This is a genomic window from Micromonospora sp. NPDC000663 (assembly GCF_042898105.1).
In the GTDB taxonomy this organism is placed as follows: domain Bacteria; phylum Actinomycetota; class Actinomycetes; order Mycobacteriales; family Micromonosporaceae; genus Micromonospora.
This window is the reverse complement of the sequence record NZ_JBIAYR010000002.1, coordinates 201,609-215,214: the sequence shown is the minus strand read 5'-3', so window position 1 is coordinate 215,214 and position 13,606 is coordinate 201,609. Positions and strand designations below refer to the sequence as shown.

The 13,606-nt window shown below is 71.6% G+C and carries 12 protein-coding genes and 1 tRNA gene; 3 read left to right on the top strand and 10 right to left on the bottom strand.

The window, feature by feature from the left end; translation table 11 throughout:
• Positions 1-55 precede the first annotated feature (55 nt).
• The 3 genes from ACFY1S_RS09620 to ACFY1S_RS09610 form a co-directional block, all read right to left on the bottom strand.
• Positions 56-1,615, bottom strand: coding sequence for a serine/threonine-protein kinase (locus tag ACFY1S_RS09620; RefSeq protein WP_387114884.1), 1,560 nt, complete (start codon positions 1,613-1,615; stop codon positions 56-58).
• A 107-nt stretch (positions 1,616-1,722) separates the two neighbouring features.
• Positions 1,723-2,490: an enoyl-CoA hydratase/isomerase family protein gene (locus ACFY1S_RS09615; protein ID WP_387114881.1), complete on the bottom strand. Its 768-nt coding sequence runs from the start codon at positions 2,488-2,490 to the stop codon at positions 1,723-1,725.
• Positions 2,491-2,621: 131 nt separating this feature from the next.
• Positions 2,622-5,009, bottom strand: a complete 2,388-nt coding sequence (locus ACFY1S_RS09610) for a M4 family metallopeptidase (RefSeq protein ID WP_387114878.1) — start codon at positions 5,007-5,009, stop codon at positions 2,622-2,624.
• A gap of 166 nt (positions 5,010-5,175) precedes the next feature.
• Between ACFY1S_RS09610 and ACFY1S_RS09605 the strand changes: the two genes are divergently transcribed.
• Positions 5,176-5,709 (top strand): protealysin inhibitor emfourin, encoded by a 534-nt coding sequence (locus ACFY1S_RS09605; RefSeq protein ID WP_387114875.1) that lies wholly within the window; start codon positions 5,176-5,178, stop codon positions 5,707-5,709.
• Positions 5,710-5,719: 10 nt separating this feature from the next.
• On the opposite strand, the gene ACFY1S_RS09600 is transcribed toward ACFY1S_RS09605, so the two are convergent.
• The 4 genes from ACFY1S_RS09600 to ACFY1S_RS09585 all read right to left on the bottom strand — a co-directional run bounded on the left by ACFY1S_RS09600 (position 5,720) and on the right by ACFY1S_RS09585 (position 8,491).
• Positions 5,720-6,355, bottom strand: a complete 636-nt coding sequence (locus tag ACFY1S_RS09600; RefSeq protein ID WP_387114872.1) for a histidine phosphatase family protein — start codon at positions 6,353-6,355, stop codon at positions 5,720-5,722.
• A 61-nt stretch (positions 6,356-6,416) separates the two neighbouring features.
• Positions 6,417-6,836 (bottom strand): VOC family protein, encoded by a 420-nt coding sequence (locus tag ACFY1S_RS09595; protein WP_357983044.1) that lies wholly within the window; start codon positions 6,834-6,836, stop codon positions 6,417-6,419.
• Between the two features lie 35 nt (positions 6,837-6,871).
• Entirely contained in the window at positions 6,872-7,270 is a 399-nt protein-coding gene (locus ACFY1S_RS09590) for a helix-turn-helix domain-containing protein (RefSeq protein ID WP_387114869.1), read from the bottom strand.
• 78 nt (positions 7,271-7,348) lie between these two features.
• The gene (locus ACFY1S_RS09585) at positions 7,349-8,491 is read right to left on the bottom strand and encodes an MFS transporter (RefSeq protein ID WP_387114865.1); all 1,143 of its coding nucleotides are present in this window, start codon (positions 8,489-8,491) and stop codon (positions 7,349-7,351) included.
• A 117-nt stretch (positions 8,492-8,608) separates the two neighbouring features.
• Here ACFY1S_RS09585 and ACFY1S_RS09580 point away from each other — a divergent pair, with 117 nt between their 5' ends.
• Positions 8,609-9,244 carry a CGNR zinc finger domain-containing protein gene (locus ACFY1S_RS09580; protein ID WP_387114862.1) on the top strand — a complete coding sequence of 212 codons (636 nt, stop codon included), beginning with the start codon at positions 8,609-8,611 and terminating at the stop codon, positions 9,242-9,244.
• Positions 9,245-9,251: 7 nt separating this feature from the next.
• On the opposite strand, the gene ACFY1S_RS09575 is transcribed toward ACFY1S_RS09580, so the two are convergent.
• Positions 9,252-9,328, bottom strand: a tRNA-Thr gene (locus tag ACFY1S_RS09575).
• Positions 9,329-9,669: 341 nt separating this feature from the next.
• On the opposite strand from ACFY1S_RS09575, the gene ACFY1S_RS09570 reads away from it, so the two are divergent.
• Positions 9,670-10,761: a sn-glycerol-3-phosphate ABC transporter ATP-binding protein UgpC gene (locus ACFY1S_RS09570; RefSeq protein WP_364372646.1), complete on the top strand. Its 1,092-nt coding sequence runs from the start codon at positions 9,670-9,672 to the stop codon at positions 10,759-10,761.
• 244 nt (positions 10,762-11,005) lie between these two features.
• Here the strand turns inward: ACFY1S_RS09570 and rlmB are convergent, their stop codons facing one another.
• Entirely contained in the window at positions 11,006-12,154 is a 1,149-nt protein-coding gene (rlmB, locus tag ACFY1S_RS09565) for a 23S rRNA (guanosine(2251)-2'-O)-methyltransferase RlmB (RefSeq protein WP_387114859.1), read from the bottom strand.
• Positions 12,154-13,569: a cysteine--tRNA ligase gene (gene cysS, locus ACFY1S_RS09560; protein WP_387114856.1), complete on the bottom strand. Its 1,416-nt coding sequence runs from the start codon at positions 13,567-13,569 to the stop codon at positions 12,154-12,156. The genes rlmB and cysS overlap by 1 nt, the downstream gene beginning before the upstream one ends.
• Between the last annotated feature and the right edge of the window lie 37 nt (positions 13,570-13,606).

Here is a 13,606-nt window from a genome sequence, read left to right as displayed (position 1 = left end):
AACGGGGGGCCGCGTCCGGGGGTACGCCCCGGGCGCGGCACCCGCCGGCCCCCCGTCAGTCAGAGTTCTCCGTGACCATCGGCTTCGGGCGGCCGTTGGCGCAGTGCACCCGGATCTCGCTGTCGTGCTCGGCCGAGGTCAGCTCGATCTGGACCCGCTTCGCCGGGCCCGGGTCGTACGCCTCGGCCTGAAAGCCGGGCGCGGGCGTCACCCCGAGCACCTCGACCGACCCGTGGAGGCAGCGGACGGTGACTGTCCCGCCCCGCGCGCCCACCGGAACGCCCGGGGGCACGGTGGGCGTGGGAGGGGCCCCGGACGGGGTTGGTTTCGGGGTGCCTGCGGTTGGGCGTACAGGGGGTGCCCCGCCCGGACCGGTCGGGGGGCCGGTCCGGGTGGCGACCGAGGAGTGCCCGGACGGCGGCGTGGCGGGTGGTCGGGTGTCGGCCGGGTCGGGCGGCACCACTGTCCGCGGTAGCCCCACGGTGGTGGTGTCGCCCGATCCGATTGCGGTTCGCGGGGTGCCCGCGTCGTGCGTGCTGGAGTCACCGAGCGCGCCGGCCAGCGCCACCGCGGCGACCACCGCGCCGCCGACCGCCAGCACCGCCCGCCGCCGACGCCACGACCGCCGGCGAGGCTTACCCGGCGGCCGCACAGCCGGGCCGCTCGACGGCCCCACCGCGCCCGACGCAGACTCCGGCATCGCCCCTGACCCGGCCTCCGCCGCTGACTCCACGCCCGCCACGACCTGGGCCGGCGTCGTGTCGGTGTCCGCCGCGAGTGCGACCGGCCCGCCCAGGGCGGCGGATTCGCCCGCGGCGACGCGCAGGATGCGGGCCGCCTCGGCGGCCGGCGGCCGGTCGTCCGGATCCCGGGCCAGGCACCAGCGGTAGAGCCGGTGAACCTCGGCCGGCACCCCGTCCATCTCGGGCAGCGGGTCCGGCTCGACGTGGACCTGGGCGTGCGCCGTCCCGCTCCGCCCCTCGGCGACCCGGGGTAGGCGGCCGGTGAGCGCCCGGTGCAGGAGCAGGCCGAGGGCGTACACGTCGCAGGCGGGTAACACCTCGCCGGCCGCCAGCCGCTCCGGCGCGAGGTACGCCGGCGTGCCGAGCAGCCGCCCCTCGAAATCGATCTCCGGATCGCCTGCGACCGCCGCGATGCCGAAGTCGAGCACCTTGGCGCCGGTGGGCGTCAGCATCACGTTGCCCGGTTTGATGTCGCGATGCACCAACCCTTGGGCATGGGCGACCGCGAGCGCCGACGCGACCTCCGCACACATCCGCAGCCCGGCGCGGGGCGGCAGCGGTCCGGCGGCCAGCCGCTGTTCGAGGGTGGTGCCGCTGAGAAGTTCCAGCACCACGAACGGGACCCGTACACCGTCGAGAAGCGACTCACCGTAGTCGTAGACGGCTGTGACGTGCGGATGCGACAGTCGGGCCGCCGCCAGGGCCTCGGCGCGGATGCGCCGCCGGGCGTTGGCGTCGGAGCCGATGAGCACCTTCACCGCGACGTCCCGTTCGAGCACCTCGTCGTACGCCCGGTGCACCGCGGACATGCCGCCGCTGCCGAGACGCTCCAGGAGACGGTAGCGGCCTGCAAGCAACTCATCACGCTGCACGACGGACAGCCTGCCGTACCGACCCGCCCCGACACCACCCGGGATCGAGGTTTCACAATGGCGCAGACGTCGGAGGTCCCGGCGGACGGGCCACCGGCGGGCGGTGATCAGCCGTCGGTCGGCGCGCGCCAGGCGAAGCGCGGCTGTCGACGCTGGACGATCGCCGCCACCCCTTCCCGGGCCTCGCCTGTGGTTGTCACCTTCCGGTGCCACCAGGCGATCCGCGCCGGTCCGGCCCGGTCGTCGATGATCTCCTTGGCGGCGGCGACGCTCAGCGGTGAGCGCTCGGCGATCGTGGCGGTCAGCTCGTCCACCCGCGCGGCGAGCCGGTCGCCGGGCAGCACCTCGTCGACCAGGCCGATCCGCAGGGCCCGCTCGGCGTCGATCAGTTCGGCGGTGAACAGCAGGTGCTTGGCCGCGGACGGTCCGACCAGCCGGGACAGCCGGCGGGTGGTGGGCGCCGGATAGACCAGCCCGAGCCGGGCCGGGGGTACGCCGAAGCGGGAGTCGTCGGCGGCCACGCGCAGGTCACAGGCGACCGCGAGTTGGGCGCCACCCCCGACGCAGGCGCCCCGGATCGCGGCCACCGTGGGCTTGGCGAAGCTGGCGAGCCGCTCCTCGGCGGCCACCGCGATGCTTGCGTCACCGGCGTCCAGCAGCTCGGCCAGATCGCCCAGGTCGGCGCCCGCGCAGAAGGCGTCCCCCGCGCCGGTCAGCACCACCGCCCGTACGCCGGGGTCGGGCTCCAGCCGGTCCAGCAGTTCGGGGAGCTGCCGCCACATGGCAGCCGTCATCGCGTTGCGGCGGGCCGGGTTGTGGATCACCACGGTCGCCACCGGTCCGGTCACCTCGACGGTCAACTGCGCGTCCGACACGTCCGCCCCTCTCCGCGTCAGCCGTCCGACGCCCCTGCGAGCCGCCGACGTGCGGCGGTGCGGCGACCATAACGGCGCGGACCCGACGACCACCGATGAGGGGTGGTCGCCGGGCCCGTACGACGGTCAGGTCAGGAGACGTTGAGCGCTGTGTCGTCGATCACGAAGGACGTCTGGAGCGAGGCGTCCTCGGTGCCGGTGAACTTCAGGCTGACGGTCTGGCCGGCGTACGCCGCCAGGGAGAAGGACTTCTGGCTGTAGCCGGTGGCCTTGTTCAGGTTCGAGTAGGTCGCCAGGGTGGCCAGAACGGTTCCGCTCGAGTTCAGCACCTGCACGTTGAGCTTGTCGTACGCGACGCTCGTGGTGGTCTCGGCCGAGTCGATGTGCAGCCAGAAGCTGAGCGCGTACGACGAGCAGCCCGACGGCAGGGTCACCGACTGGGCGAGCGTCTCGGTGCGGGTGCTGCCGTACCCGTTGAGCCAGGCCTTGTACGACCCGGTGCGGGCGGCCTGGCCGCTGGAGCTGGTGATGACGCCGGAGCTGGCCGTCCAGCCGGTCGCACCGGACTCGAAGCCCGGGTTGGCCAGCTTCTGCCCGGCCGCGGTGCAGCCGCCCCCGGTGCCGTTCACGGTGAGCCGGTAGGTCGCGCTGCGGGTGACCGAGCCGGCGCCGTTGACAGTAACCGAGTACGTGCCGGGCGGGGTGGCCGCCGAGGTGCTGATGGTGAGGGTGGACGAGCCGCCCGAGGTCACCGAGGCGGGGCTGAACGAGGCGCTCGCCCCGCTGGGCAGGCCGGAGGCGGAGAGCGTCACGGTCTGCGCCGAGCCACTCGTGGTGGCGGTGGCCACCGTGGTGGAGGCCGAGCCGCCCGGGTTGACCGAGCCGGCGGTCGGCGACAGCGACACCGAGAAGTCGTTGCCGGTCGAACAGGGCGTGTCGTTGCCGGCCACGTTCACCGCGGTCCAGGCGGCCTGCACGGCCTTGTACTCGGTGGAGCAGCTGCCGTACAGGTCGGTCGCCGCCCGCAGGCTGTACGCCCGCGCGGTGTTCGCCGGGTTGCTGGTGTTGACGTACGACGTGTTGGAGGTGAAGTAGACATCGAGCGCCCGGTACCAGATCTTCTCGGCCTTGGCCCGGCCGATGCCTGTCACCGCCGGGGCGGAACCGCAGACCGGGGAGGTGCCGTACGAGGTGGCGCCGGTGCCCTCGGCGAGGTTGAAGAAGAAGTGGTTGGCCACGCCCGAGGAGTAGTGCACGTCCTTGCTCCTGGTGCTGGTGGACCAGCAGCTGTCGGACGAGCCGTCGAGTGACGGGTTGTACATGTAGCGCAGCGGCGTACCGTTGCCATTGATGTTGATCTTCTCACCGACCTGGTAGTCGCCCGGGTCGCTCGGCGCGGCGGAGTAGAACTCCACCATGTTGCCGAAGATGTCACTGGTGGCCTCGTTGAGGCCGCCGGATTCGCCGGAGTAGACCAGGCCGGCAAGCGCTTCGGTGACACCGTGGCTCATCTCGTGCCCGGCCACGTCCAGCGAGACGAGGGGGCGGGAGTTGCCGGAGCCGTCACCGTAGGTCATCTGGGCGCCGTCCCAGAAGGCGTTGACGTAGTTGTTGCCGTAGTGCACCCGGCTCGGCACGCCGGCGCCGTTGCCGAAGATGCCGTTACGGCCGTGCGTGTTCTTGAAGTAGTCGAACGTCTTCGCCGCGCCGAAGTGGGCGTCGACGCCGGCGGACTGCCGGTTGGAGTTGGCCCCGGTGCCCCACGCGTTGTCCGCGTCGGTGAAGGTGGTGCAGGTCGACGTGCCGTTGTTCATGTCGCAGGTACGGCCGTTGCCGTGCGACGGATCGATCATCTGGTACGTGCTGCCGGAGAGCGTCGTGTCGATGCTGACCGAGCCCGTGTAGATGCCCTGGCCGCTGCCGACCACCGACTCGATCTCGTCGTACGACCCGATGGCCGCGCCGGTGACGGCGTCGCTGATCACGTGCAGCCGGGACGGGGTCTGCCCGTCGGGCTGCCAGCCACTCACCACCGTCTCCCAGGCCAGTCGACCCGTGCCGGAAGTGGCGTCGACGAACAGCTCAGGGGTGGCGACAGCCTCCGCCTCGCCGACGAATCCGGCGCGGGCGGCCTTCTGCGCCGCGGCCGCCGGGATCCTGGCCGAGGTGGCGAGGGTCAGCGGCGCGGCCAACCCGACCGAACTGCCGGCGTACGTGCCGTTCGGCGCGGTGTGGATGACGAAGTCACCGCCGTACACCCGCAGGCCCTGGTAGGTCCGGGTGTAGCGGGTGTGCGCGGCACCCGTGGCGTCCAGCTTGGTGCTGTGCACCTGGTAGGACTCGGCGCTCGAACCCTGGACAGCGCCGGGGTTCGTCCGTAGGACGGTTGCCGCTCGGGCCGCGGCGGAGGCGTCCGGCGCGGGAGCGGTGGGCGGAGCCGCGTGTGCCGCGGTGGCGACACAGGTCAGCATGCCGCCGGTTAGCAGCACTGCACTGACGGCCGCAAGGGGTCGTTTCACGTGCCCTCCTGGAAGGAGAAGAGTGTGACGGGGGTAGTCACGCATGTAGATATAGCTATGTGTTGAGGAAAAGAGAAGGCCTGGACCGCTCCCAGACATCGACAATGACCGAACGGATGAGGGTTGTGACAGGGAACCGGGGATCGGCGCCACGCGTCCGACGGACATGAGATCCGCCTCGACAACCGGCGCCACCGTCGCGCTCCTGGCCGCCCTCCTGGCCGGCTGCACCAGCACCGATCAGGGCGGCAATCCCCCGGACCAGCCGCCCGCCACCACCGGCCCGTCGCCGACCGTCGCGACCACCGACTCCCCACCGACCGTCGCCCCCAGCGGCACCCCCACGGCCGGCGGCGTGGCCCCCCGGGTGACGCTGCGACGCTCCGGCGGTTTCGCCGGGCGCGGCGACGCGGTGACCGTCGAACCGGACGGCCGGTGGACGGCCGTCGACCGGGCCGGCAGCCGGCGTACCGGCCAACTCGACACCGCAGACCTCGGTCGGCTGGGTGGGCTCGTCGCCGACCCCCGCCTCGCCGCCGAGGCACGCCTGACGGCCAGCCCGAGCGGATGCGCGGACGCGTTCAGCTACCGGTTGACCGTCGGCGCCATCGAGACCGGGTACGTCGACTGCCCCGGCGAGGCCACCCCACCACCGGCCACCCGCGCCCTGGTCGAGCTGATCCTGCGCGCCACCGACTGACCGTCGGCACTCACACCAAATAGTCCGCCGGCAGGCCGGTGCCCCGCAGCTCGGGCGGCAGGTGCGCCACGTCGTTGAAGGCGACCAGGTTCGGTGGGCCGGCCGGCCCGTACCGGATCACGGTCAGCCCCGCGTTGTGCGAGTTCACGCCCAGCCACCGCCGCTCCGGCGCGTCGAGCGCGTGCCGGACCAGCCAGCCGATCAGGAAGTTGTGCGTCACGACCAGCTCACGCACCGGCTCGCCGCCCCCGTCGCCGTCGACCGGGCCGGTGAAACGGCGGACCGCCGCCGCCGTCACCCGCGGCCCGTCGACCCGCGCGGCCGGCGCGAACTGGGCCAGGAAATCGGCGTACGCGGGCGGCAGGCCAGCCGGATCCGTGTCGTGTGGGAGGTGGTCGCCAGCCAACTCGGTCGCGTACACCGGAACCCCCGGCAGCGACGCGGCGACCAGCTCGGCGGTCTGCGCGGCCCGGAGCAGCGGCCCGTGGTGCACGGCGGCGAACTGGCGGCCCCGCAGGCGCTCGCCGAGCAGCGCAGCCTGCCTCCGGCAGCGCTCGGACAGGCCGGAGTCCGGCTCCTCCGAATCGTCCGCCCCGGTCAGGTCCTGCTCACCATGCCGGGCCAGATACAACAGGCGGGTGATCATGGCCCACCCCACCACATCGGGAGGCGCGGGATCGAACCCGGGCCTCCCGACCAACGGCTGACTAGCCCCGCGGGAACATCTGCCCGATGCGGATCTTGTTGCCGAAGGGGTCGCGGATGCCGAAGTCGATCCCGTACGGGCGCTCGGTCGGCTCGTCGGTGATCTCGACGCCCTTCGCCACGAGATCCTCGTGCGTCTTACGGGCGTCGTCGGTGGTCATGAACAGGTACCCGCCCAGGGCGCCCTTGGTGAGCAGCTCGCGGACCTGCTCGGCGGTGGCCGGGTCGAGTGCCGGCGGGCCCGGCTTCTCCAACAGGATCTCGCGCTCCGGGTCGCCGGGCAGGTTGACCGTCAGCCACCGCATGAAACCGAGGTCCTGGTCGGTGTTGACCTCCATGCCGAGCTTGTTCACGTAGAAGTCGAGCGCCTCGTCCTGGTCGAGGACGTAGATCTGGGAGCGGCTGATCGCGTTCATCGTCATGCCCATGACGCTAGAGGTCGCCCCTGACCTGCTGCTTATCCAAAACTGATCGGTCTGGTCCAGGCCTTGGTGAAGCAGGACGGCACGTTCGTCGGCGTGGCGCGTCGACGGAAGCCGGTCGGCGACTCACCGACGATCTGCCGGAACGTCCGGCTGAACGTGCCCAGGCTGCTGAAGCCGACCGCGAAACAGATGTCGGTCACGTCCCGCTCGGTCTCCACCAGCAGCCACATCGCCCGCTCCACCCGGCGGCGTTGCAGGTAGCGGTGCGGGGTCTCACCGAACGTGGCCCGGAATGTCCTGATGAAATGGGCCTCCGAGACGTGCGCGATCTTGGCCAGCGCCGGAATGTCCAGCGGCTCGGCGTACGCCCGGTCCATCGCGTCCCGGGCACGCAGCATTGCCCGGTTCGACTCCTCCACCGCGCGACTCATCGGCCCCCGTCCCGCTCGGCTCGTTGCCCGGCCAAGGCTACCGCCGGGCGGGGACGGTGCAGGGGACCAGTTGGGCGCTCAGCGTTGCGGTGCGACGGCACCGGTGACCCGGCCGGTGAAGCCACCGGCGGCCAGCATGAGGGCGACGACGCCGAGCAGGGCACCGAGCAGCACCGTGCTGTGCACGCCGTGGCTCGGTAGCGCGAGGCCGGCGACCAGGGCACCGCCTGTGATGCCGACGTTGACGGCGGCAGAGACGGTGGCGGCGGCGAGGTCGGAGCGTCCGGGAGCCACCTGAAGAACGACGCCGCCGAGCACCGCGGTGAACGCCGCGAACGCCAGTCCTGCCAGAGCGAGCAGGCCCACGGCGACCGCCGGCTGGTCACCGACCGCGTACAGCCCGAGCAGTGCCACCGACTGGAGCACGATGGTCGCGACCAGGGCGAGCCACGGACTACGGTCCACCACCGCTCCGACAGCGAGGATCCCGAGCACGCTCGCGACGCCGCGCACCAGCAGGATGACCCCGACCGACGAGGCGGCGAAACCGCTGACCTCGGTCACGAAGAGGGCGACATAGGTGTAGGCGGCGATGGCACCTGCGGTCGTCAGGATGGCCACCGCGACGAGCAGCCAGAAGCGGTAGACGTCGGGTGTCTCGCCCCGGGCGGCGTGCCCCTGCTCGGGCGGCGTCGACGGCAGGAGCGAGGCCACCGCGACGAGCACTATCGCGCCGAGTCCGGCCACCGCCAGGAACGACATGCGCCAGCCAGCGCGTTCGCCAAGCCAGGTGCCCGCGGGCACGCCCAGGACCAGAGCGACGCTGCCACCTGCGAACACGATCGCGACCACTCGGCCGCGTAGCCCGGGTCGGAACAGCTCGGCCGCGGCCGGCACCACCACCGCCCAGAACAACGCGTGGGTCGCCCCGGTCGCCATCCTGGCCGCCAGCAGCAGCGCGAACGTGCTCGCGAACACCGTGATCGCGGTGCTGACGACGAAACCGGCCAGGAGCGCCGACAGGAGTCGCCGGCGAGGAATTCTCCTGGCCAGCGCCGTCAGCGGGATCGAGGCGACAACGACCACCGCGCCGTACGCGGTGACGAGCAGGCCCACCCGCGACGGCGCGACGGCGAGGTCCGCTGCCATCGGGAGCAGCAGGCCGATGGGCAGTGCCTCGGCGGTGGTGTAGAGGAACGTGCCGCCGGACAAGCCGACCAACGCTCCCACTGCTCGCCAGTGACCCATCCATCCCCCAACTGTTTCCGGCTAAATCCGGTACGCCAGAAACAGGCTAGTGACGGCCCCCACAGTGGTCAACTGGTAAAGTGCGTTTTGATGGAAACAGTCGAGGACGTCACGCGGATGCACCTGGTGGGCGGCAACCTCGCCCTGGACTTCGTCAACACCCGCACCGGTCCACCCGTCGGGCCGTCCGACGACGACGTGCTCACGGGCTATCCGGAGCTGGTCGCCTGGGGCGCGTACGCGGGCGCCCTCACCGGGTCGGAGGCGACAGCCCTACGCCGACTGTCCCGCGCCGATCCGGACGGCGCTCGCGCCGCCTTCTCGCGAGCGCTGGGCACCCGCGACTACCTCGACGACATATTCCGGTCGCTGGCCGCCGGCGGGGCTCCCGGCGCGGCTGCGCTGGACCGACTGCGGGACGACGAGGCGGACGCGCTCGGCCACGCGCAGCTCCAGGGCGGGAGCACGTACGCGTGGGTCTGGCGAGATGACCACACGCTCGCCCGGCCCCTACGGCAGGTGGTGCACGCGGCGGTCCAGCTGCTCACCACGGGAGCGCTGGACCGGATCAAGGGATGCGGCGGCTGCCGCTTCCTCTTCAACGACGAGAGCAAGAACCGCAGTCGCCGCTGGTGCAGCATGGACGACTGCGGAACCGCCGAGAAGATGCGCCGCTACGTCGCCGCGAGGCGCACCCGCGGCGGTGCCGCTCCGAGAAAAGCCTGATGAAATTTGGAGCCCCCGGCCGGGATCGAACCGGCGACATCTCGCTTACAAGGCGAGTGCTCTGGCCAGCTGAGCTACAGGGGCGCGTGCGTCGTGGTCAGCATAGCGAGTGACGTCCGGATATCCCGCTCGCGAGGGCTCCCGAGCACGGGAAACGTCAAGAACCCGACGCCCATTGGTATGACGACAAGTCGATTGATGGTCTACCGTGCCCGACTGACCGGAATGCGTAGCTGATGGGCCAGGTTCCACCCTCCCCCGCCTTGGCAGCGCAGGGAAAGCCGTTTACCGTGCAGTGACACGGACGACAACCCGGCCGCCCCCGCGACCTGGCCGCCGTCCGCTGACCGGCACGGACACGTGCCTGTCGCTCCTTCACTCGGATCGTCCGGCACGTTCCTGCCGGTGAAAGGAAGCGCTTCACCATGGCTACGGTCACCTATTCCAAGGCGTCCCGGATCTACCCGGGCACCGAGCGTCCCGCCGTCAACGAGCTGGACCTCGAGATCGGCGACGGCGAGTTCCTCGTCCTCGTCGGCCCCTCCGGTTGCGGCAAGTCCACGAGCCTGCGGATGCTCGCCGGCCTGGAGGACGTGGACGCCGGCTCGATCTACATCGACCAGCGCGACGTCACCCACCTCCCCCCGAAGGCCCGCGACATCGCGATGGTCTTCCAGAACTACGCCCTCTACCCGCACATGACGGTGTACGAGAACATGGCGTTCGCCCTGAAGCTGCGCAAGACCTCCAAGTCGGAGATCGACCGTCGCGTCAAGGAGGCGGCCGGTCTGCTCCAGCTGGAGGAGTTCCTCAGCCGCAAGCCGAAGGCGCTCTCCGGTGGTCAGCGTCAGCGTGTCGCCATGGGCCGCGCGATCGTCCGCGAGCCGCAGGTCTTCCTCATGGACGAGCCGCTGTCGAACCTCGACGCCAAGCTGCGTGTGCAGACCCGTACGCAGATCGCGTCGCTCCAGGCCAAGCTGGGCGTCACCACCGTGTACGTCACGCACGACCAGGTCGAGGCCATGACCATGGGTCACCGGGTGGCCGTGCTGCTCGACGGTGTCCTCCAGCAGGTGGACACCCCGCGGGCGCTCTACGACACCCCGGCCAACGTCTTCGTCGCCGGCTTCATGGGCTCCCCCGCCATGAACATCAAGACCGTTCCGCTGAACGAGCAGGGTGCCGAGTTCGCCGAGCTGCACATCCCGCTGACCCGCGAGCAGGTCGCCGCGGCCCGCGCCGAGGGCGGCGACGGCAAGGTGACCGTGGGCTTCCGCCCGGAGGACTGCGACCTGGTCAGCCCGACCGAGGGTGGCATGCCCGTCGTCGTCGAGCTGGTCGAGGACCTCGGCTCGGACGCGAACGTCTACGGTCACGCCGCGCTGGGTGGCAACTCGGAGCGCTTCGTCGTCCGCACCGACCGGCGCAGCATGCCGAACATGGGTGACACCGTGTTCGTCAAGCCGCGCACCGGCCGCAGCCACGTCTTCCATGCCGCCACGGGCAGCCGGATCTGACGTAAAGCCGTACCGGAAGGGGCGGTCCGCTTCGGCGGGCCGCCCCTTTCGCCGTACCGGCAGGTTCGCCTCGCCCTGTGGGGTCAGCGCGGGAATGGCTCTGGAGCCACGTCGGCCGTGGCTGATCCCGGCCACGCTGCTGACGGCGTTGGCCGGGGCGCTGCTCTTCGTCGCCTGGACCCGCCAGATCTAGGCACACGACGAGGCCCCTCCCCGGAGTCGGGGAGGGGCCTCGTCGACGTGACTACAGCTCGATCGAGCGCCGGCGGGCGACCTCGGCCAGGGTGACGGCGGCCGCCACGCTGGCGTTGAGCGACTCCACCTCGGAGATCATCGGGATGCTGACGGTCAGGTCGCAGGTCTCACCGACCAGCCGGGACAGCCCGCGCCCCTCGGAGCCGACCACCACCACGAGCGGACCGACGGCTGCCTCCAGGTCGTACAGGTCGGTGTCGCCGTCGGCGTCCAGGCCGACCACCATGAAGCCGGCGTCGCGGCACGCCTTCAACGAGCGGGTCAGGTTGGTCACCTGCGCCACCGGCACCCGCGCGGCCGCGCCGGCGCTGGTCCGCCAGGCGGTCGCGGTGATCCCGGCGGCCCGCCGCTCGGGTACGAAGACACCCTGCGCGCCGAACGCGGCGGCCGAACGGATCACCGCGCCCAGGTTGCGCGGGTCGGTGACCCCGTCCAGTGCGACGAGCAGCGGCGCCTGCTGCTCCAGGGAGGCGGCGACCATGTCGTCGAACGGCTGGTACGCGAAGGGCGGCACCTGCAACCCGACGCCCTGGTGCAGCACCCCGCCGGTCATCCGGTCCAGTTCGGCGCGGCTGATCTCCAGGTTGGCGATGCCCCGGTCGGCGGCGGTCCGGATGATCTCGTTGATCCGGTCGTCCATGTCGATGCCCTGGGCCGTGTAGAGCGCCGTCGCCGGCACCTGGGCGCGCAGCGCCTCCAGCACCGGGTTGCGCCCGACCAGCAGCTCCGGGGTGTCCTTCGACGGGTTGGACTTGCGCCCGGGCGCGACCCGGGGGCCACCGCGGCCGACGGGCTTGCCGCCCCGTCCGGCGGCGCCACCGCGGCCGGCCACGCCACCCCGACCGCCAGGTACGCCCCGGCCGCCGCCCTTGCCCCAGGTGGTGTCCTTGCTGCCCGGCTGACCGATCTTCGGGGCGCGCCCCTCCTCGGCCGCCGCCCGGCGCTCCTTGTCCTGCTTCCAGGCGGTGCGCTGGGGCAGCTTCTCGGTGCCCGAGTAACCCTTGTGCCACGGTCGTTCGTCGGCGGGCAGCGTACGCCCCCGACCGGCGAGGGAGTCCTTGTTCTTGCCGCCGGAGCCCTTGGGGGCACCCGCCTTCGGCGTCAGTCGCCGGCCACGGCGCTGCGAGTTGCCGGCCATCAGTCCTGCTCTCCAATAGTCCAACGGGGGCCCTGGGGGGTGTCCTCGACCACCACGCCGGCCAGCTTGAGCTGGTCGCGTACCGCGTCCGCGGCGGTCCAGTCCTTGCGGCCCCGGGCCTGCGCGCGCTGCTCCAGGGCCAGCGCGATCAGGGAATCCACCACGGCGCGCAGGTCATCCGAGCGGCCGCCACCGGTCCACGCCGGGTCGAGGGGGTCGACGCCGAGGATATCCAGCATTGCCCGCACCACGGCCAGGGTGGTGCGGACGGTCACATCGTCACCGACGCTGAGCGCGGTGTTGCCGTCCCGGATGTGCTGTTGCAGCACGGCCAGGGCGGCGGACGTGTTGAGGTCGTCGTCCATGGCGGCGACGAAACCGGCCGGGAGCTCGCCGAGCTGCCCGACGCCCACCCGCTCGGCGGCCCGCTGGACGAAACCCTCGATCCGGCGGTACGCGGTGGCCGCGTCGCGCAGCGAATCCTCCGAGTAGTCGATCACCGAGCGGTAGTGGGCGGCGGCGTAGTAGTAGCGAAGCTCCACCGGGCGCACGCCGAGCGAGTCCACGTACGCGAGGCCCAGCGCGTTGCCCGCCGACTTGCCCATCTTGGCCCCGCCGATGCTGAGCAGCCCGTGATGCACCCAGTAGCGGGCGAACGGCAGCCCGGCCGCCTGGGACTGGGCGATCTCGTTCTCGTGGTGCGGGAACGTCAGGTCCAGACCGCCACCGTGGATGTCGAACTCCGGGCCCAGGTAACGCCAGCACATGGCCGAGCACTCGATGTGCCAGCCCGGGCGGCCCAGCCCCCACGGCGACGGCCAGTAGGCGTCCGCCGGCTCGTCCGGCTTGGCACCCTTCCAGAGGGCGAAGTCGCGCGGGTCACGCTTGCCCCGGTCGGGGGCGTCGCCGGCCGACTGCATCGCGTCCGGGGACTGACCCGACAGCGATCCGTACGCCGGCCAGGACGCCACGTCGAAGTAGACGTCACCGGAACCGTCGGTGGCCGGGTAGGCGTGCCCGTCGTCGATCAACTTGGTGATCAGCTCGTGCATCTCCGGGACGTGCCCGGTGGCGCGCGGCTCGTAGGTGGGCGGCAGCACGTTCAACGCCCGGTACGACTCGGCGAGGATCAACTCGTTGGCGTACGCGATCGACCAGAACGGCCGGCCCTGCTCGCCCGCCTTGACCAGGATCTTGTCGTCGATGTCGGTCACGTTGCGGATGAACGTGACCTCGTAACCGGCGGCCAGCAGCCAACGGCGCAACACGTCGTAGTTGACGCCGGAGCGAAGATGGCCGATGTGCGGCGGCGCCTGGAGGGTGAGACCACACAGGTAGACCCCCACCTTGCCGGCTTCCCGCGGGACGAAGTCCCGCACCGATCGGGTGGCGGTGTCATACAGGCGTAGCGTCACCGTACAAGGGTAGCCGTCCACGCCTGTCCGGATCCGC